The following is an 18,519-nucleotide window of genomic DNA, read 5'->3' as shown; positions in this document are numbered from 1 at the left end:
GGCCCTCTAGTTGATGAACCGCAGGTCGTCGAACCAGCCGGCCGAGATCGCCATGACGTAGAAGTCGGTCAGGGCCAGGGTGCCGAGGGTGATCCAGGCGAGCTGCATGTGCCGGACGTTCAGCCAGGACACGCCGGTCCAGGCCTTGTACCGCACCGGGTGCTTGGAGAAGTGCTTGAGCCGCCCGCCGATGATGTGCCGGCACGAGTGGCAGGAGATCGTGTACGCCCACAGCATGACCACGTTCACCAGCAGGACGATGTTGCCCAGCCCGAAGCCGAAGCCCTCCGGCGAGTGGAAGGCCAGGATCGCGTCCCAGGTGTTGATCAGCGAGATGATCGCGGCGGCGTAGAAGAAATACCGGTGCAGGTTCTGGCCCAGCAGCGGGAAGCGCGTCTCGCCCGAGTAGCTGTCGTGCTTGTCCGGCACGGCGCAGGCCGGCGGCGACAGCCAGAACGACCGGTAGTACGCCTTGCGGTAGTAGTAGCAGGTCAGCCGGAACAGCAGCAGGAACGGCAGGGTCAGCGCCGCGTCCGGGACGATCCACCAGCCGGGCAGGAAGCGGCCGAAGTGGGCGGCCCCCTCGACGCACCGGTCGGTGACGCAGGGCGAGTAGAACGGGGTCAGGTAGTGGTACTGCTCGACCCAGTACCACTTGTGCATGAAGACCCGGACCGTCGCGTACGCGACCCAGGCGCTGAGCCCGATGACGGTGATCAGCGGAGCGAACCACCACCGGTCCGTCCGCAACGTCTTCGCCGCTATGGCGGCGCGCGCTCGCGCCCCACGCGGCCTCGTTGCCGTTGAAGTCATTCGGTCGTCTCCCTGACGGGGCCCTCACGGGCGGCAGTTGTTCCGGTCGGCACGCGGACCGGCGACCCCGTACCCGCTGCCACGTCACCGCGCACACCAACGACCACACCGGCCGTACCGGCGCAGCTAGGTGACACACGTTACGCCGATCTCCGTGGGCCGTCCGCGCAAGGGAGTGTCCCGTGTGTCCGGCCTGCGGAAAAGTCCCCGCAACACGATCGACGTTGGATGTTAAGAAGCTCACTCCCCGGCCGCCCGCAGAACCGGGGAGGGTTCATCCGCCCGGGTCAGCCCGAGGCCCCGCCGGTGAAGTTCCAGGCCGCCAGCCGCAGCGCCGGGGCGTCCCACCAGACGCCGTCGACCCGATCCGGTTGCCGGACCGCCCGGCGGCCGATCCCGACCACGGCCCCGGGGCCGAGCGCCCGAGGGTACGACTCGGTGAAGCGGAGGTCCCGCACCGCCCGCACCGGCACCCCGCCCTCCACCAGCCAGACCCCGTTACGGGTCAGCCCCGTGATCACCAGGCTCTTCGTGTCGAGCACCCGGGTGTACCACAGGTCGCTGACCAGCAGGCCGCGCTCCATCCCGGCGACCAGGGCGGCCGTGTCGCCGTCGGCCACCGGCCCGGCCGACGCCGGAGCCCCGGACCCCGCCCCGCCGCCGGCCCCGGCGCGTGCCGGATCGTCGGTGTTGGCCGGTGCGGGGCCGGACAGCCGCAGGTTGACCGGCGTCGGGCCGAAGGTGGCCGCCTCCGGCGACGCGTGCCCGGTGGAACCCACCCCGGCCGCCGCGCCGCTGCGCCGGTCGTGCGCCACGGCGACCGTGGTGCCGGCGTCGACCAGCGTCAGGGCCCGCCGGCCGGTGCCCTCGAAGTCGAACGGCAGCCCCGACCCGGCGAGCGGATCGTCGACCAGCGTGACCGCCGGATCGAACTGGGCCGCACCCGGCTCGGCGAAGGACTGCCGCTCGGCGTGCCGCTTGCCGTTGAAGCCCCAGAGAGCGAGATTGTGCAGCAGGTCGGCGACGGCGGCCGGCTCCAGCACCACCTCGTACCGGCCCGGCGGCAGCTCGACCGGGGCCACGGCGGCCCGCGCCTTCGCGGCTGCGCGGGCCCCCAACGCCGCCCCGTCCAGGTCGGCCAGCCGGCCGGCGTGCAGCCGGGCCACGCCGTCCGCGCCACCCGAACGGGCGATGCCGTCCATCGCCGCCTCGGCGGCGCTGCCCCGCGCGGAGTGCCCGGTGGAGTTGGCGAACGCCGCCTCCCGGTGCGCGGTGCGGCAGTACCCGGCGGCCTCCAGCCCGCCCACGGCGTCGACGAACGCGCGCACCCGCTCGGCCCGCTCGCCCGGCTCGGCGAAGGCCGTGGCCTCGTCCCAGGCCGGGGCGGCGGGCACCGGTGAGCGCGGGGCCAGCCCCGGCCACGCCGGGTCCGGCGGGCAGAGCCGGGCCGCCGCGAGGGCTCGCTCGACCAGGGCGGCCAGCCCTTCCGGGGTGACCACGCTGCCGCCGCCGGCCGCCGTGCGCCCCCCGGTATGCACACGCAGCCGCACCGAGACGCCCGACTCGGCAACGTTCTGGTGCACGAAGGAGTTGGCGAACCGGGTCAGTGCCAGGGCGGACCGGGTGACCACCACCTCCGCCTCGGCCCGTGGCCCGGCCAGCCGGCGGACCAGGTCGACCACCTGATCGGCGAGGCCCAACACGTCCCGCCCGTGCTCCTGACTCATGCCCGCACCCCCACTCGGACGTTGCGGAACCGGGCCGGCGCGGCCGGGTGGCCGGTGTGGCCGACCTGGCCGGGCTGGCCCTTGCCGCAGTTCGGCGTGCCCCAGGCGATGGTCTCGGCGGAGAGCATGTCCATCGAGCGCCAGAACAGCGGGCCGATGCCCGTGTACGTGGGGTTGCGCAGCATCCGCCCCCGCCGGCCCCGCTTCACCTCCCAGCCGATCTCGCAGCCGAACTGGAAGTTGAGCCGCTTGTCGTCGATCGACCAGGAACGGTTGACGTCCATCAGCACCCCGTCGTCGGTGGCGGCGACGATCTCGTCGAGGGTGTGCGGGCCGGGCTCCAGCCCGACGTTGGTCATCCGCACCATCGGCAGCCGGGCCCAGCCGTCGGCCCGTACGCTGCCGCCGTAGCCCAGGCCGGCGACGGCGGCCGAGTCGCGGCCGGCGAGCACCCCGACCCACCGGCCCTCGCGTACCGCGTCCCGCCGCACCGCCGGTGAGCCCTCGTCGTCGAAGCCGAAGCTGCCCAGCGCGCCAGGGATGGTCGGGTCGATGGTGACGTTCATCAGCTCGGAGCCGTAGCGCAGCGAGCCGAGCTGCGCCAGGTCCAGCCAGGACGTGCCGGCGAAGGCGGCCTCCCAGCCGAGGATGCGGTCCAGCTCGATGGCGTGCCCGACGGACTCGTGGATCTGCAACGCGAGTTGCTCGCCGCCGAGGATCAGGTCGGTCTCGCCCGCCGGGCACGCGGGCGCGGTGAGCAGCGCCCGGCTCTCCTCGGCGATCCGGGCGGCGTGCGCGGCCAGATCGAGTGAGGTGACCAGCTCCCAGCCGGTGGTGCCGTACTGGCCGCGGTAGCTCGGGTAGGACCGGCGCTGCGTCTCTCCGTCGCCGATCGAGGTGGCCGAGATGCCGCTGCCGCACTCGCGGATGCGCTGGTCGATGCGGTGCCCCTCGCTGGAGACGAACCACTTCGTGGTGTCCCACACCTGGTAGAGGCCCTCGGCCAGGTCCGCGCCGTGTTCCCGCATCGTGGCGGTCGCGCCAACCAGCAGGTCGCCCTTGTCGGACAGGGCCACCCCGAGCGGGTCGACCTCGCACGCCGAGGCCCAGCTCGCGACGACCGGGTCGGCCGGCACCAGGTCGATCGGCGGGCCGGGGACCCGCGCGCTCGCGGCGGCGATCCGCGCGGCGCGCCGGCCGGCGTCGCGGGCCGCGGCGTCCGACAGCTCCGGTACGGCGTGGAAGCCCCAGCCCGACCCGACCAGCGCCCGGACGCCCAGCCCGAGGCTCTCGTCCTGGGTCAGCTCCTCGACGTCGCCGTTGCGGGCCGACATCGACTCGTACCGGCGGTGCATCACCCGGGCGTCGGCGTACCGGGCGCCCGCGTCCAGGGCCGCCTGCACGGCGGCGGACGCCGCATCGAATCCGGTCATGGCCCGACCCTAGGGGACGGGACCGACATCCGTCAGGGGACGAGATCCTCGGGCCGGATCCTCGCCCGGACGGGCTCGGTCAACTCCAGCACCTCGCCCCGCTTGGCGGCCGAGTGCTCCACGTAGTGGGCCGTCATGGTCGCACCCGACGTGCGACCTGTGCGGCTTCGCCGGCCTCTCGATCAGGGGTGTTGGGGGGAGTTGCCGAGTCGTTACGCTGAGCACCGCTGGCAGTCCCAGACCTGTAGCTTATTTTCAGCCCCAGTGATCTGTTGTAGTTTCTCTTCGTCACTGAGGGAGGCGGTCGTGGACGAGTCAGCACCAGCGTCCGGTCCGTACCTGCGGGTCGACGACCTGCGGGTGCGCTTCGACACCGCCGACGGCACGGTCCGCGCGGTCGACGGGGTCTCCTTCGCCGTCGAGCGGGGGCGCACCCTCGGCGTCGTCGGCGAGTCCGGCTCCGGCAAGAGCGTCACCTCGCTGGCGATTCTCGGCCTGCACGACCCGAGGCGCACCACCATCACCGGCGGGATCCGTGTCGGCGGCCGGCAGCTCGTCGGCCTGCCCGAGGAGGAGGTACGCCGGCTGCGCGGCCGGGACGTAGCGATGATCTTCCAGGACCCGCTGTCGGCGCTGCACCCGTACTACCCGGTGGGCAGGCAGATCGCCGAGGCGTACCGGGTGCACCACCGGCGGGCCGGCCGGCGAGAGGCCCGGCGGCGGGCCGTCGACATGCTCGGCCGGGTCGGCATCCCCCAGCCGGGGAAGCGGTACGACCAGTACCCGCACGAGTTCTCCGGCGGCATGCGGCAGCGGGCGATGATCGCGATGGCCCTGGTCAACGACCCGGCCCTGCTGATCGCCGACGAGCCGACCACCGCCCTCGACGTCACAGTGCAGGCACAGATCCTGGAGCTGCTGGCCGACCTCCAGGCCGAGTTCCGCTCGGCGATCATCCTGATCACCCACGATCTCGGCGTGGTCGGCCAGGTCGCCGACGAGGTGCTGGTGATGTACGGCGGACGGGCCGTCGAGCACGGCAGCGCGGAGCAGGTGCTGCGGCGACCGCGCCACCCGTACACCTGGGGTCTGCTCTCCAGCGTGCCGTCGCTGCACGGCGACGCCGACGCGGACCTGATGCCCATCCCGGGCAACCCGCCAAGTCTGATCGACCTTCCGCCGGGCTGCGCCTTCCACCCCCGTTGCCGGTACGCCGACCGCACCGGCGGTCGCTCGCGCGCCGAGGTCCCGGCGCTGGGCCCGGCCGGCGAGCCGGGCCACCTGGCGGCCTGCCACCTGCCGGCCGACGAGCGCGCCCGGCTGCACGCCGAGGACGTCGAGCGGACGGGGGTGGCCCGATGAACGAGCCGCTGCTGCGGGTCAGCGGGCTGACCAAGCACTTCCCGGTGCGCACCGGGTTCCGCGCCACCGGCCTGGTGCGGGCCGTCGACGGCCTCGACTTCGCGGTGCGCACCGGCGAGACGCTCGGCCTGGTGGGGGAGTCCGGCTGCGGCAAAACCACCACCGGCCGGATGCTGGTGCGGCTGCTGGAGCCGACTGCCGGGCGGATCGAGTTCGCCGGCCGCGACATCACCCACGCCGGGCGGCGTGAGCTGCGACCGCTGCGCCAGGACCTTCAGATCATCTTCCAGGACCCGTACGCGTCGCTGAACCCCCGGCACACCGTGGGCCGGATCGTGGCGATGCCGCTGCGGGTCAACGGCATCGATCCGCCCGGCGGGGTGCGTCGGCGGGTGCAGGAGCTGCTGGAACTGGTCGGGCTCAACCCCGAGCACTACAACCGGTACCCGCACGAGTTCTCCGGCGGGCAACGGCAGCGCGTCGGCATCGCCCGGGCCCTCGCACTGCGGCCGAAGCTGATCGTCGCCGACGAGCCCGTCTCCGCCCTGGACGTCTCGATCCAGGCGCAGGTGGTCAACCTGCTGCGCGACCTGCAACGCGACCTCGGGCTGGCGTTCGTGTTCATCGCCCACGACCTCGCGGTGGTGCGGCACTTCTGCCAGCGGGTCGCCGTGATGTACCTGGGCCGGATCGTGGAGATCGGCGACCGGGCGGACATCTACGAGCGCCCGCGGCACCCGTACACCCGGGCTTTGCTGTCGGCGATCCCGGACGTGACACGGCTCGGCCCCGGCGAGCGGATCCGGCTCACCGGCGACGTGCCGACCCCGCTGAACCCGCCGTCGGGCTGCCGGTTCCGCACCCGGTGCCCGAAGGCGCGCGACGTCTGCGCCACCGAGGAACCGGCCCTGGTGGCACGCGACGGCGACACACCGGTCCACCTGCCGGCCCCGGGCGCGCGGCTGACGGCCTGCCACTTCCCGGAGCCCGACGTGGCTGGCCACCCCCCGGAGCCCGACACCGCCGGCAACCTCCCGGGGGCCGGCCGGGTCGGCGGAAGCGGTGCGGAGGTGACGACGTGAGCCTGTCCCCGGTCGAGGGCGTGGCCCTCGCGGAGATCGAGTCCACGGGCGACGGTGCCGGGCCCCGGGGCCGGGGCATCGTCGGCCGGTCGCCCGGCCAGCTCGCCTGGGCCCGGCTGCGCCGGGACCGCACGGCCGTGGTGAGCGCCGGAATGCTGGCCTTCTTCGTGCTGGTCGCGCTCGCCGTGCCGCTGATCGAGGCGCTGTACGGGATCGGCCCCCGCGAGCAGTTCCAGAACCGGCTCGACGGCTTCGGCATGCCGCTGGGCTACGCCGGCGGGGTCACCGGGGAACACTGGTTCGGGCTGGAGCCGGGGCTGGGCCGGGACATCTTCATCCGGATGGTGCACGGGCTGCGGGCGTCGCTGTTCATCGCGTTCGCCGCCGCCGTCATCACCGCCGCGATCGGCATCGTGCTCGGCACCCTCGCCGGGTACCTGGGCGGCTGGCTGGACGCGGTGGTCAACTGGATCACCGACCTGACCCTGGCCATGCCTTTCCTGATCATCGCGCTGGCGCTGACCCCGACGATCGCGCTGCGCTTCTACGGCCAGCGCGAGGAGGTGCCGCCCGCGTTCCAGATCGGCGTGCTGATCGCCATCTTCGCCCTGTTCGGCTGGACCAGCACCGCCCGGCTCGTGCGCGGGCAGGTCATCGCGCTGCGCGAGCGGGAGTTCGTGGAGGCCGCTCGGGCCAGCGGGGCCGGGCTGGGGCACATGCTGTTCCGCCAGCTCCTGCCGAACCTCTGGGCGCCGATCCTGGTGTCGTTCTCCCTGGCCGTGCCGTCGTACATCACCAGCGAGGCGGCGCTGTCGTTCATCGGGGTCGGGCTGACCGATGCCACGCCGAGCTTCGGCCGGATGATCTACCGCAGCCTGGACTACCTCCAGACCGACCCGGCGTACGTCTTCTTCCCCGGCGTCACGATCTTCGCGCTGGTCTTCGCCTTCAACCTCTTCGGGGACGCGCTGCGCGACGCGCTCGACCCGAAGTCGTCCCGGTAGGGGGCAGGGGTGAGCGCGAGGAGTGCAGCGAAGCGGAGCCCCGCAGTCGCGAGCGAAGGAGGGGCAGGGGTGAGCGCGAGGAGTGCAGCGAAGCGGAGCCCCGCAGTCGCGAGCGAAGGAGGGGCAGGGGTGAGCGCGAGGAGTGCAGCGAAGCGGAGCCCCGCAGTCGCGAGCGAAGGAGGGCACTGATGGCGCGGTTCCTGGTCAAGCGGCTGCTCTCGGCGACGCTCACCCTGTTCGCGGTGAGCGTGCTCAGCTTCCTGATGTTCTTCGCCCTGCCCCGGGACCCGGTCAGCGGCATGTGCCCGAAGAACTGCAACCCGGAGCGTCTGGAGCGGGTCCGCCAGGAGTTGGGCCTGCGTGACCCGCTGGTCACCCAGTACGCCGGCTACATGAAAGGCATCGTCACCGGGCGGGACCTGGGCAGCGCCCAGGGCGGCCGGTGCGACGCCCCCTGCCTGGGCTGGTCGTACGTCAGCAACGAGGCGGTCAGCGACACCATCGCCCGGGTGCTGCCGGTGACCCTGAGCATCGTGATCCCGGCGGCGATCCTGTGGCTGCTGCTCGGCGTCGGCCTCGGCATGGTTTCGGCCCTGCGCCGGGGCACCTGGCTGGACCGGCTGGCCATCGGCTTCTCGCTGACCGGCGCGTCGTTGCAGCTCTACTTCGTCGGGGCGGTGCTGCTGCTGGTCTTCGTGTACCACCTGCGGCTGCTGCCGGTGCCGAGCTACACGTCGCTGTTCGACGACCCGGTCAAGTGGGCCAGCGGGCTGGTTCTGGCCTGGGTCTCGCTGGCGTTCCTCTTCTCCGCCATCTACGCCCGGCTGTCCCGGGCACAGATGCTGGAGACGCTGTCGGAGGACTTCGTCCGCACGGCCCGCGCCAAGGGCCTGACCAAACCCCGGGTGTACGGGCGGCACGCGCTGCGCGCGGCGATCACCCCGGTGGTGACCATCGCGGGGCTGGACGTGGGCGGGGCGTTGGGCGGCACCGTCATCACGGAGACCACGTTCGGCATCCAGGGGTTGGGGCGTACGGCGGTCGACGCCGTCCGCGCCGGCGACCTGCCGACCATCATGGCCACCGTGCTCATCGCCGCGGTGTTCGTGGTGCTGGCCAACGTCCTGGTGGACCTGCTCTACGCGGCGATCGACCCCCGGGTACGGCTGCGCTGAAACGCGCGGGTGACCGCGTTGTAGACGACATTCATCGACAGAGGAGGTTAGGAGATGCGACCACGCGCAGCGGCCGCCGCGGGCGGCGCCATCGCACTGGTGGTGGCGTTGGGGGCGTGTTCGGAGAACACGGGCGAGGGCACCACGGTCGACACCGGCCGGCAGCAGACCGGCGTCATCGCCACCGACCCGAAGGACTCGCAGGGCCCGGCTGCCGAGGTCAGCGGGGCCCGCAGGGGCGGCACGTTCACCGTCATCCGGGAGACCCCGATTTCCCACCTGGACCCGCAGCGGACGTACTCGTTCGCCGGCCTGATGATCAACCCACTCTTCGCCCGGTACCTGACGACCTGGAAGGACGACGGCAAGGGTGGCCTGGTGCTCGTCGGTGACCTGGCCGAGACCCCCGGGACCAACGTCAACAACGACTGCAAGGTCTGGGAGTTCACGATCAAGTCAGGGGTGAAGTTCGAGGACGGCAGCCCGATCACCTCCAAGGAGATCGCGTACGGCATCGCCCGGTCCTTCGACCCGGACCTCGCCGGCGGCCCGACCTACCTCCAGGAGTGGCTGGCCGACAGCGCGCAGTTCGACACGTGGTGGGACTTCAAGAAGAACAAGGGCGCGCTGCCGCCCGGCCTGACCACCCCAAACGAGAAGACCCTGCGCTTCGAGTTCGCCAAGCCCCGCTGCGACCTGCCGTTCGCCGCCTCGCTGCCGACCACCGCGCCGCTGCGGGCCGACAAGGACACCGGGGTCAATCTGGACCAGCGGCCGTTCTCGTCCGGGCCGTACAAGATCGCCGCCAACCAGGTCGGCGTACAGCTCACCCTCGACCGCAACCCGAACTGGGACCCGGCCACCGACCCGGTGCGCCACCAGTACCCGGACCAGTTCGTGTGGAACTTCGGCCCCACCGCCGACGCCGCCAACAACCGGGTGATCGCCGACAACGGCGCCGACCAGAGCGCGCTCGCCTTCAACTCGGTGCCGGCCTCCCTGGTCGCCCGGGTGGCTCAGGACGCGGCGCTGAAGTCGCGGACCATCCTCTCGCCGACGCCGAGCGCCAACCAACTCGTCATCAACAACCAGCGGGTCACCGACCTCAAGGTTCGGCAGGCGCTGAACTACGCCATCGACCGGGAGGGCCTGATCAAGGCGCTCGGCGGGCAGACCGTGGCCCAGCCGCTGACCACCCTGATGCCGCCGGCGACCATCGGCTTCCGGGCGTACGACGCGTACCCGGCCGGCGCGAACGGCGACGTCGACAAGGCCAAGGAACTGCTCGGCGGCCAGACCCCGGAGCTGGTCCTCGGAGCGTCCGACGACACGACCGAGCAGCAGATGGCCACCCAGCTCAAGGGCAACCTGGAGCGGGCCGGCTTCCGGATCACCATCCGGAACATTCCGGACGACGCCAAGCTCGACGAGATCAAGAAGAAGGACAACCCGTGGGACCTGTACATCGGTAACTGGGCGGCGGACTGGCCCAGCGGCGCGTCGATCCTGCCGGTGCTCTACGACGGCCGGACCATCAAGCCCGAGGGCAACAGCAACCAGTCGTACTTCGACGACCCGACGATCAACGCCGAGATCGACCGGATCCTCGCCCTGGAGCCGGCCAAGCAGGGGCCGGAGTGGGCCAAGCTCGACGAGCGGATCATGAAGGAGCACGCCCCGGTGGTGCCGCTCTTCGTCGACGTGGCGTACCACGTGCACGGGTCCAAGGCCGGCGGGATCTTCATCTCCAGCGTCTTCGGCTACCCGTCCTTCGTGAACGCGCACGTCAAGGGGTAACACCCGCCGCTGACCATCCCACCCGGCCCGGTGATCAGGAAGTTCGCGTCATCGTCGAGATCAACTATGGCGCTCTTCCTCTTTGACCACCGGGCCGGGGCCTTAGTGTTGCTGGAGGACCTCTCCAACAGCGTCGTTAGGAGGGGGCCCCTGCTATACAGAATGCGTTAACAAGGTGCCCTTCCTTGCACCTCAGCCCAGGTGGGTGCGGAGGAAGTCGAGTTCCAGGCGGAGCAGGCGTTCCGACAACCCACCCGCCGCCATGTGGGTGGCCCCGGTCAGCGGCAGCACCGAGTGCGGCCGGCCCGCCGCCAGCAGCGCCGCCGACAGCCGCAGCGTGTGCGCGGCCACCACGTTGTCGTCGACCAGGCCGTGCACCAGCAGCAGCGGCCGGGCCGGCTCACCGGGCACGGGCGGCTCGGCCGCCAGCTCCAGTAGCGAGTGGTGCGCGTACACGTCCATGCCGTCCTCCGGCAGGCCCAGGTAGCGCTCGCTGTACGCGGTGTCGTACAGCGCCCAGTCGCTGACCGGGGCGCCGGCGATCCCGCAGCGGAACAGCTCCGGGTGGCGCAGCACCGCCAGCCCGGGCCAGCCAGCCGCCGAACGACCAGCCCCGGATGCCGACCCGCTCCAGGTCCAGGTCGGGGTGCTTCCGGCGAGCGCGGTCAGCGCGTCGACCTGGTCGGTCAGCACCACGTCGGCCACCCGGCGGTGCACCGCCTTCTCGAACGACGGTGCCACCCCCGGGGTGCCCCGGTTGTCCACCGTCACCACCGCGAACCCGGCGTCGGCCCACCACTGCCGCTCCAACCAGGCCGACCGGGTGGCCGTCACCTCCTGGTGCCCCGGGCCGCCGTAGACGTCCAGCAGCACCGGCAGCCGGGTGCCCTTGACGTGGTCGGTGGGGTAGAGCACCGCGCTGGGCAGCCGCCGGTCGGTCACCCGCACCATCGTCGGCCGGGGGGCGTACGGCGGGGTGGCGGCCAGTGACCGTAGCTGGGCCACCTCCCGGTCGCCGCGCCACACCGACCAGGTGGTGCCCGGCTGGTCCAGCGATGCGGTGCCGACCACCAGCGTGTCCCCGCCCACGGCGGCCGTGTGCCAGCCGGGGGTGCCGCTCATCCGGCGGGCGTCCACCCCGCCGCCGATAAGCGTCCGGACCCGGTACAGGTGCCGCTGGCTCGGCTCGCCTTCGCTCGCCTCCACCAGCAGGTCGGCTGAACCGTTGCCGGCGGGCAGCCGGCCCACCACCCGGCGCACGTACAGCGACGGCGGGGTGAGCAGGGTGCCGTCGGCGAACAGGCAGCGGGCGTCGTACCCGTCGTGGGCCAGTTCGCCGCCGACCAGCACCCGCCCGTCGGGCAGGTGGGCCGGGGTGCCGGGGATCGGCTCCACCCAGCGCGGGTCGGCCAGCTCGGCGTGCACCTGGGTCTCGCCGGTGCGCGGGTCGACCGCGAGCACCAGGCCGTGCTGCTGCGACCGACGCAGCACGGTGATCAGGGGGTTCCCGTCGGCCCAGTCGACCGACGTGAGGTACGGGTAGGTCTCCCGGTCCCAGTGCACGTCGACCCAGCCTTCGTCGAGGTCGAGCAGGTGGAGGCTGACCTCCGCGTTCGGCCCGCCAGCCTGCGGGTACGCCATTGTCGTCGGCGGGCTGGCCGGCTCCGCCGGGTCGTGCAGGTGCCAGCGGGGCAACCGGGACTCGTCGACCCGTGCGGCCAGCACGCTGCGCCCGTCGGGTGCCCACCAATAGCCCCGGAACCGGTGGAACTCCTCGGCCGCCACGTGCTCGGGCAGCCCCCAGGTGACCCCGGCGTCCTCGCCGGCCAGCAGGCTGTCGGTGCCGTCGGCCGCCACCACCCGCAGCTCACCCCGGCGCACCCCGTCGGCGGCGTCGGTGACGTACGCCAGCCGCTCGCCGGTGGGGTCGGGGCGCGGGTCGAGCACCGGGCCGACGGTCGCCACCTCGATCACGTCACCTTGCACCAGGTCGGCCCGGAACAGTCGCCCGGCCAGCGCGAACGCCGCCACGCGGCCGGCCGCGTCCAGCGCGTACGACCCGATGCCGGCGGCGCTGAGCCGCCGCCGCTCGCGCAGCGCCCGCTCCCCGGGGGTGAGGGCGGCCGGATCGCCACCCGCGCCGAGCAGCGCCACCGGGTCGGCGACCAGCCGCTCCTCGCCGGTGGTCGGGTCGAGCAGCCAGAGCGCGTCGGCGGGATCCTCCGGACCGGCCGAGCGCAGGAAGATCACCCGGGAGCCGTCGCTGGCCACGGTGACGGCGCGCGGCGCACCGTGGCCGAACCGGCGGGTGCGGGCGGCCAACTCCGGAAAGTCCACACGTCGGATCGTAGAGCCGCCCGGGGGATGATGTGGCGGACCTGGGCGGACGCGTCAGAGCCGGCGCGGGTGAACCGCCGGTTAGAGTGACCGTCGTGACGACGCTGCCCGACCGCCGACTCCTGCTGGTCCACGCGCACCCCGACGACGAGTCCATCGGCACCGGCTCGACGATGGCCCACTACGCCGCCGCCGGTGCCCACGTCACGCTGGTGACCTGCACGCTCGGCGAGGAGGGCGAGATCCACGTGCCGGAGCTGGCCCAGCTCGCCGCCGCCGAGGCCGACCAGCTCGGCGGGTTCCGGCTCGGGGAGCTGGCCGCCGCCTGCGCCGCGCTCGGCGTCACCGACCACCGCTTCCTCGGCGGCGCGGGCCGGTACCGCGACTCCGGGATGATGGGCCTGGCCACCAACGAGCACCCCCGGGCGTTCTGGCAGGCCGACCTCGACACCGCCGCCGGGTTCGTCGTGGAGATCATGCGTGAGGTACGCCCGCAGGTCATGATCACGTACGACCCGAACGGCTTCTACGGCCACCCCGACCACATCCAGGCGCACCGGGTGGCGATGCGGGCGCACGAGCTGGCCGCCGCCGAGGGGATCGCCCCGGCCAAGGTCTACTGGACGGCCATGCCGCGCAGCGTGCTGGAAGCCGGCATGAACCACTTCACCGAGGCGTCGGACAACCCGTTCGAGGGCATCGCCAGCGTCGACGACCTGCCCTTCGGCACCCCGGACGAGCAGATCGCCGCCCGCATCGACGCCACCGACCAGCACGCCGCGAAGGAGGCCGCGATGCGGGCGCACGCCACCCAGATCCCGGCCACCTCCTGGCTCTACTCGATCGCCGGCAACTTCGGCGCCGAGTTCATGGGCGTGGAGTACTTCACGCTGGCGGTGGGGGAGAAGGGGCCAGGCAACGGCCCGTACGGCTGGGAGAACGACCTGTTCGCCGGGCTCGACCTCGACGGCTCGGGGCGTGCCCCGGTCGCGGCGGCCGGCGTCCAGTGACCCTGCCCGCCGCGCCGATGTCGGTCGTCCCGCCGCAGGCCTCCGCCCCGTCCCCGCCGGGGCGGTCGCGGCGGCTGCTCGACCTCGCCCTGAGGGTCGCCGGTGGCGTGGTGGCCGTGGTGGGAGCGGTGGCGACGGGCCTGCTGGAGCTGATCCTGTCCACCCTCCGGCTCTCCGGCACGCTGGTCGGGGTGTCGGTGCCGGTGGTGGTGCTCGCCAACGTCGCGCTGAGCTGGTTCGCCCACGCGGCGGTGGGTCGCCGCTGGGCGGTGGTCCTGCCTGCCACGCCGTGGTTCGTGCTGATGGGCGCGGCGGCGGTCCGGACCAGCGAGGGCGACCTGCTGCTCGCCGGGGACAACTGGGCCGGCCTGGCGATGATCGTGGCGGGCGCGATGACGTTCGCGGTGATGGGGTTCCGGCAGGTGCTCGCCCCGCCACCGGCCGGTCGCGACGGGTGATGACGACGCACAGGTTCCAGTGGTAGATATTCCTGCCAGGAGGCCCGCCGTCGGGGCGGGCGGTGCGGCGGGAGGCGTGCGATGAAGGATCGGTGGCGGACGGTCGGGACCCTCGCGGGGGCGCTGTTCGCGGTCAACGTGGTCGCCCGGGTGGTCATCAGGTTCGGTTTCACCGGTGACGACACCGCCGCCGACCGGGTCTCGCTGGTGATGTTCCTGGCGATCGGCCTGATCCTCGCCGTGCTGGCGTTCCGCTGGGGGCAGGACCGCCCGCTGGGCCACTGGGCCGGCGACGTGGCCGCCGCCGTGGGGGTCGCGCTGCTGCTGACCGTCCTGGTGGGGCCGCTGCTGGTCGGGCAGAACCCGTTCGGCGGTGGCGCGGGCACCTTCTTCGCCCAGGTCTGGCTCTACCTCGCGGCGACCGCCGCCGGCGTCCTCGTCGGGTACCTGACGGTCACCGCGCTGGGCCGCGACCACCGCTCGCGGATGCTGAAGCGCTATGCCGAGATCAAGACGGCCAAGCCGCGCCGCCCCGTCCGCCGCTGACCGTCCCGGCCCACCGCCCGCCGAGTCCCGTCAGGGGGCGACCCGGGTGAGGTAGGTGTGGTGTGTGGTGAAGCCCAGGCCGCGGTAGAGGTTCACCGCCGCGTGGTTGCGCTGCTCCACCTGGAGGAAGACGCCGGAGGCGCCCAGGGCGGCGCCCCAGTCGGCCAGGGCGCGGATGACGTGGGTGGCCAGGCCCTGGCGGCGGGCGTGCGGCAGCGCCTCGATCAGGCTCAGGCCGAGCCAGCGCCCGTCGCCGGTGACCGTGCCGCGGCCGATGGCGAGCAGCACGCCGTCGGCGTACACGTGGGCGAAGCGGACCTGGCCCACGGCGTTGAGCACGTGGCGGGCGGCGTCCGGGAGGCCGCCCTTGCGCCCGGCGGCGACGGCGAGCCAGTCGTCGGACGGCGCGTCGGCCAGCTCGACCGGCGGCCGACCGGCGCGATCCGGCCCACCGGCCGGCGGGCTGGCCTGGCCGGGCGGTGTGTCGGCGGTGCCGGGCGGCAGGAAGACCTGGCCGGGTTCCTGGTCGGCCCGGCCGGTCCGCGGGTCGGCTCGGCCCGAGCGCAGCGGGGCGAGCGGCGCGGTCTGCACCAGCACCAGCGGCCGGGAGGTCCAGCCCCGCGCGTCCAACTCGGCGCCGACCGGGGCGGCCAGCGGTAGCGGAGTGTTGACCATGGCGGGCTGCCCCCGGTCGGCGTACCAACGCTCGACGGCGTCCAGCGCGGCCGGCAGCGGCCGGTCCGGGTCGCCGACCGGCAGGGCCGAGTTGGCCCGCCCGCTCCACCCCTCGGCGCTGCGCAGCAGCCAGTCGCCGAGCCGGCCCCGGGTGGGCGCCGGCCACGCCTCGTCGGAGGCCAGCTCCAGCGCCACGACAGCGGCGGCGGTCGGCCGGCGCGCCGGCGGCACCCGCTTGGCCCGGTGCACCTCGGTCACCGGCACCCGCAGTCGACCCTGGTCAGTGGCCAGGGTGACGTGGGTCTCGGTCAGCTCCACCAGCTCGCCGAGGGCGTCCGAGAAGAGCGGCCGGCCTTCGCGATTGCCCACGATCCGGCGAACCACGATCCGGTGTCCCACATCCTGCTGTCGGAGCACGATCGACCCCCTCCCCGGCGAGATACTAGGCTCTAACCGTCGCGGTTGATCGCGGCGTGTCTTGCGGAGGAGAAGACCGGTGACCTACATCATCGCCGAGCCCTGCGTGGATGTGCTCGACAAGGCATGCATTGAAGAGTGCCCGGTCGACTGCATCTACGAGGGCAACCGGATGCTCTACATCCACCCCGACGAGTGCGTCGACTGCGGTGCCTGTGAGCCGGTCTGCCCGGTCGAGGCGATTTTCTACGAGGACGACGTCCCGGAGCAGTGGAAGGACTACACCGGGGCGAACTACGAGTTCTTCGAGGACCTGGGCTCGCCCGGTGGCGCCTCGAAGATCGGCAAGGTGGAGAAGGACGCGACCTTCGTCGCGGGCCAGCCGCCGCGCGGAGAGGGCCACTGAACCGGCCCGCGCCGGTCTCGTCGCGGCTGCCCGAGTTCACCTGGGACACCCTGGACGCCGCGGCTGCCCTGGCCGCGGCGCACCCGGACGGCCTGATCAACCTGTCGATGGGCACGCCGGTCGACCCGGTGCCCCCGGTGATCCGGCAGGCCCTGGCCGACGCGTCCGACGCGCCCGGATACCCGCTGACCGCCGGCACGCCCGCTCTGCGGGACGCCATCGCGGCGTGGGTCGCCCGGGCCTGCGGCGCGGGTGTCGACGGCCTGGGGGTGCTGCCCACCATCGGCTCCAAGGAGCTGGTGGCGTGGCTGCCCACCCTGCTCGGCCTCGGGCCCGGTGACGTCGTCGTGGTGCCGTCGATCTGCTACCCGACGTACGAGGACGGGGCGCGGCTCGCCGGGGCCACCACCGTGCGCACCGACTCGCTGACCGCGCTCGGCCCGGACCCCCGGGTCCGCCTGGTCTGGGTCAACTCGCCCGGCAACCCGACCGGCCGGGTGCTGCCCGCCAACCACCTGCGCAAGGTGGTCGACTGGGCGCGGGAGCGGGGGGCCGTCGTGGCCAGCGACGAGTGCTACCTGCCGCTGGGCTGGTCGGCCGCCGCCGAGCCGGTCTCCGTGCTCGCGCCCGAGGTGTGCGGCGGGTCGTACGACGGGCTGCTGGCGGTGCACTCGCTGTCCAAGCGCTCCAACCTTGCCGGATACCGCGCGGGCCTCGTCGCCGGCGACCCCGCACTGGTGGCGGAGCTGCTCAAGGTGCGCAAGCACGCCGGGATGATCGTGCCGGCCCCCGTTCAGGCGGCGATGATCGCGGCGCTGGGTGACCAGGAGCACGCCGACGCCCAGCGGGAGCGTTACCGGGCGCGGCGGGAGCGGCTGCTGGCCGCGTTCACCGGTGCCGGGTTCACCGTCGAACACTCCGAGGCCGGGCTCTACCTGTGGCTGACCCGGGGCGAGGACTGCTGGGCGACGGTGGACTGGCTGGCCCGCCGGGGCATCCTGGTCGCCGCTGGCGTCTTCTACGGGCCGGGCGGCGCGCGGCACGTCCGGGTGGCACTGACCGAGTCCGACGAGCACGTCGCGGCGGTCGCCGCCCGCCTCGCCCGGCCCTGACGGCGCGTGCTGGTGGACAGGCTCCGGGCAGCGGTGGTGGGCACCGGGCTCATCGGCGGGTCGATCCTGCTGCGGCTGCGGGAGCGGGGGATCGACGTCGCCGGCTGGGACCCGGACGCCGCCACCCGGGCGGAGGGCCGCGCGCGGGGCGTCCCCTACCCCGACGCGCTCGCCGACGCCGTCCGCGACCGGGATGTGGTGTTCCTCTGCGGCCCGCTGTCCAGCTTGCCGGAGACGCTGCTCACCGTCAGCCGGTGCGCCGGCCCCGACTGCGTGGTCACCGACGTCGGCAGCACCAAGGGTGGGATCGCCGGGTACGCGGTGGCCCACGGGCTGACCGACCGGTTCGTCCCGGGTCACCCGATGGCCGGGACCGAGCGCGCCGGGCTGACCGCCGCCGCCCCCGCCCTCTTCGACGGGGCGGCCTGGGTGCTCTGCCCCACGGCGGCGGGCATCGACCGGTTCCGGACGCTGGCCGCCCTGCTCATCGACGTCTTCGGCGCCCGGGTCGTACCGCTGGAACCGGACGCGCACGACGCGGCGGCGGCCCTCGCCTCGCACCTGCCGCACCTGCTGGCCGGCGCGCTGGCCGCCACGGTGGCGGACACCGACCTGCGCGAGGCCGTGCTGGGTCTGGCCGCCGGCAGCTTCCGGGACGGCACCCGCGTTGTCGGTACGCCGGCTGCCCGGACGGTGGACATGCTGCTGAACAACCGCGCCCAGGTGCTCGCCCAGCTCGACCGGGTGACCAATCTCCTCGACCGGTACGCCGCCGCGCTGCGAGACGGCGACGCGGCGGCGCTGGCCGGCCTCCAGCAGCGGGCGCGGGGGCTCCGGCTGGCCCTGCTCGACCGGGAACTGCCCGCCGCCACCCCGCGCGCCTTCCCGCTCGGGATGGCCGGGGAGGACGAGTTGGCCTACCTACTGGCGCTCGGGGCGGCCGGCGGGTACCTGACCGGGTGCGAGGTGACGCCCGCGACGGTGACCTACGCCGCCCACCTGCCCGCCGCCCCGGCCTGACCACGCCCACCTGCCCCGCCCCGCCGGCCCCGCCTGCCTCGGCTGCCCCGCGGCGCGGCTGCCCCGCGCCCCGGTGTTAAGAAGGGGCCCCTGCTCTACAGAATGCGTCAACCAGGTGCCCTTCCTTTAGGGTGAGGGCATGGTG

General features: G+C 73.4%; 16 protein-coding genes. 11 read left to right on the top strand and 5 right to left on the bottom strand.

All coding sequences use genetic code 11. The features are described from left to right. Positions 1-6 precede the first annotated feature (6 nt). The 3 genes from MCAG_RS10165 to MCAG_RS10155 form a co-directional block, all read right to left on the bottom strand. A complete protein-coding gene (locus MCAG_RS10165; protein ID WP_007072875.1) occupies positions 7-813 on the bottom strand; it encodes a hypothetical protein in 807 nt (268 codons plus the stop codon). A 287-nt stretch (positions 814-1,100) separates the two neighbouring features. Next, positions 1,101-2,540 (bottom strand): TldD/PmbA family protein, encoded by a 1,440-nt coding sequence (locus tag MCAG_RS10160; RefSeq protein ID WP_007072874.1) that lies wholly within the window; start codon positions 2,538-2,540, stop codon positions 1,101-1,103. Next, the gene (locus MCAG_RS10155; protein ID WP_007072873.1) at positions 2,537-3,973 is read right to left on the bottom strand and encodes a TldD/PmbA family protein; all 1,437 of its coding nucleotides are present in this window, start codon (positions 3,971-3,973) and stop codon (positions 2,537-2,539) included. The genes MCAG_RS10160 and MCAG_RS10155 overlap by 4 nt, the downstream gene beginning before the upstream one ends. 306 nt (positions 3,974-4,279) lie before the next feature. Here MCAG_RS10155 and MCAG_RS10150 point away from each other — a divergent pair, with 306 nt between their 5' ends. From MCAG_RS10150 to MCAG_RS10130, 5 genes are all read left to right on the top strand, one after another. Further along, positions 4,280-5,335, top strand: coding sequence for an ABC transporter ATP-binding protein (locus MCAG_RS10150; RefSeq protein WP_007072872.1), 1,056 nt, complete (start codon positions 4,280-4,282; stop codon positions 5,333-5,335). After that, positions 5,332-6,417, top strand: coding sequence for an ABC transporter ATP-binding protein (locus tag MCAG_RS10145; RefSeq protein ID WP_007072871.1), 1,086 nt, complete (start codon positions 5,332-5,334; stop codon positions 6,415-6,417). The genes MCAG_RS10150 and MCAG_RS10145 overlap by 4 nt, the downstream gene beginning before the upstream one ends. Then, positions 6,414-7,421, top strand: coding sequence for an ABC transporter permease (locus tag MCAG_RS10140; protein ID WP_007072870.1), 1,008 nt, complete (start codon positions 6,414-6,416; stop codon positions 7,419-7,421). The genes MCAG_RS10145 and MCAG_RS10140 overlap by 4 nt, the downstream gene beginning before the upstream one ends. A gap of 188 nt (positions 7,422-7,609) precedes the next feature. Further along, on the top strand, positions 7,610-8,596 hold the full coding sequence (locus tag MCAG_RS10135; protein ID WP_007072869.1) for an ABC transporter permease: 987 nt from the start codon (positions 7,610-7,612) through the stop codon (positions 8,594-8,596). 54 nt (positions 8,597-8,650) lie between these two features. Beyond that, positions 8,651-10,393: an ABC transporter substrate-binding protein gene (locus MCAG_RS10130; protein ID WP_007072868.1), complete on the top strand. Its 1,743-nt coding sequence runs from the start codon at positions 8,651-8,653 to the stop codon at positions 10,391-10,393. Positions 10,394-10,585: 192 nt separating this feature from the next. On the opposite strand, the gene MCAG_RS10125 is transcribed toward MCAG_RS10130, so the two are convergent. After that, complete coding sequence (locus MCAG_RS10125; RefSeq protein ID WP_007072867.1) at positions 10,586-12,730, bottom strand: prolyl oligopeptidase family serine peptidase; 2,145 nt, start codon at positions 12,728-12,730, stop codon at positions 10,586-10,588. Positions 12,731-12,816: 86 nt separating this feature from the next. On the opposite strand from MCAG_RS10125, the gene mshB reads away from it, so the two are divergent. The 3 genes from mshB to MCAG_RS10110 all read left to right on the top strand — a co-directional run bounded on the left by mshB (position 12,817) and on the right by MCAG_RS10110 (position 14,744). Continuing rightward, the gene (gene mshB, locus MCAG_RS10120; protein ID WP_198141535.1) at positions 12,817-13,740 is read left to right on the top strand and encodes an N-acetyl-1-D-myo-inositol-2-amino-2-deoxy-alpha-D-glucopyranoside deacetylase; all 924 of its coding nucleotides are present in this window, start codon (positions 12,817-12,819) and stop codon (positions 13,738-13,740) included. 17 nt (positions 13,741-13,757) lie between these two features. Then, complete coding sequence (locus MCAG_RS10115) at positions 13,758-14,198, top strand: hypothetical protein (protein ID WP_036376778.1); 441 nt, start codon at positions 13,758-13,760, stop codon at positions 14,196-14,198. A gap of 81 nt (positions 14,199-14,279) precedes the next feature. Further along, positions 14,280-14,744: a hypothetical protein gene (locus tag MCAG_RS10110; protein WP_007072864.1), complete on the top strand. Its 465-nt coding sequence runs from the start codon at positions 14,280-14,282 to the stop codon at positions 14,742-14,744. A gap of 30 nt (positions 14,745-14,774) precedes the next feature. Here the strand turns inward: MCAG_RS10110 and MCAG_RS10105 are convergent, their stop codons facing one another. Beyond that, positions 14,775-15,836: a GNAT family N-acetyltransferase gene (locus MCAG_RS10105; protein ID WP_036373023.1), complete on the bottom strand. Its 1,062-nt coding sequence runs from the start codon at positions 15,834-15,836 to the stop codon at positions 14,775-14,777. 79 nt (positions 15,837-15,915) lie between these two features. Between MCAG_RS10105 and fdxA the strand changes: the two genes are divergently transcribed. Genes fdxA through MCAG_RS10090 form a run of 3 tightly spaced genes read left to right on the top strand, consistent with a single transcriptional unit; the run spans position 15,916 to position 18,374 of the window. After that, positions 15,916-16,242: a ferredoxin gene (gene fdxA / locus MCAG_RS10100; RefSeq protein ID WP_007072862.1), complete on the top strand. Its 327-nt coding sequence runs from the start codon at positions 15,916-15,918 to the stop codon at positions 16,240-16,242. Beyond that, on the top strand, positions 16,239-17,354 hold the full coding sequence (dapC, locus tag MCAG_RS10095; protein ID WP_007072861.1) for a succinyldiaminopimelate transaminase: 1,116 nt from the start codon (positions 16,239-16,241) through the stop codon (positions 17,352-17,354). Before fdxA ends, dapC begins: the two co-directional genes overlap by 4 nt. A gap of 6 nt (positions 17,355-17,360) precedes the next feature. Beyond that, on the top strand, positions 17,361-18,374 hold the full coding sequence (locus tag MCAG_RS10090; RefSeq protein WP_007072860.1) for a prephenate dehydrogenase/arogenate dehydrogenase family protein: 1,014 nt from the start codon (positions 17,361-17,363) through the stop codon (positions 18,372-18,374). Positions 18,375-18,519: the final 145 nt, after the last annotated feature.

It is taken from the genome of Micromonospora sp. ATCC 39149 (assembly GCF_000158815.1).
Lineage (GTDB): Bacteria > Actinomycetota > Actinomycetes > Mycobacteriales > Micromonosporaceae > Micromonospora.
This window is presented reverse-complemented; position numbering and strand designations above follow the sequence as displayed.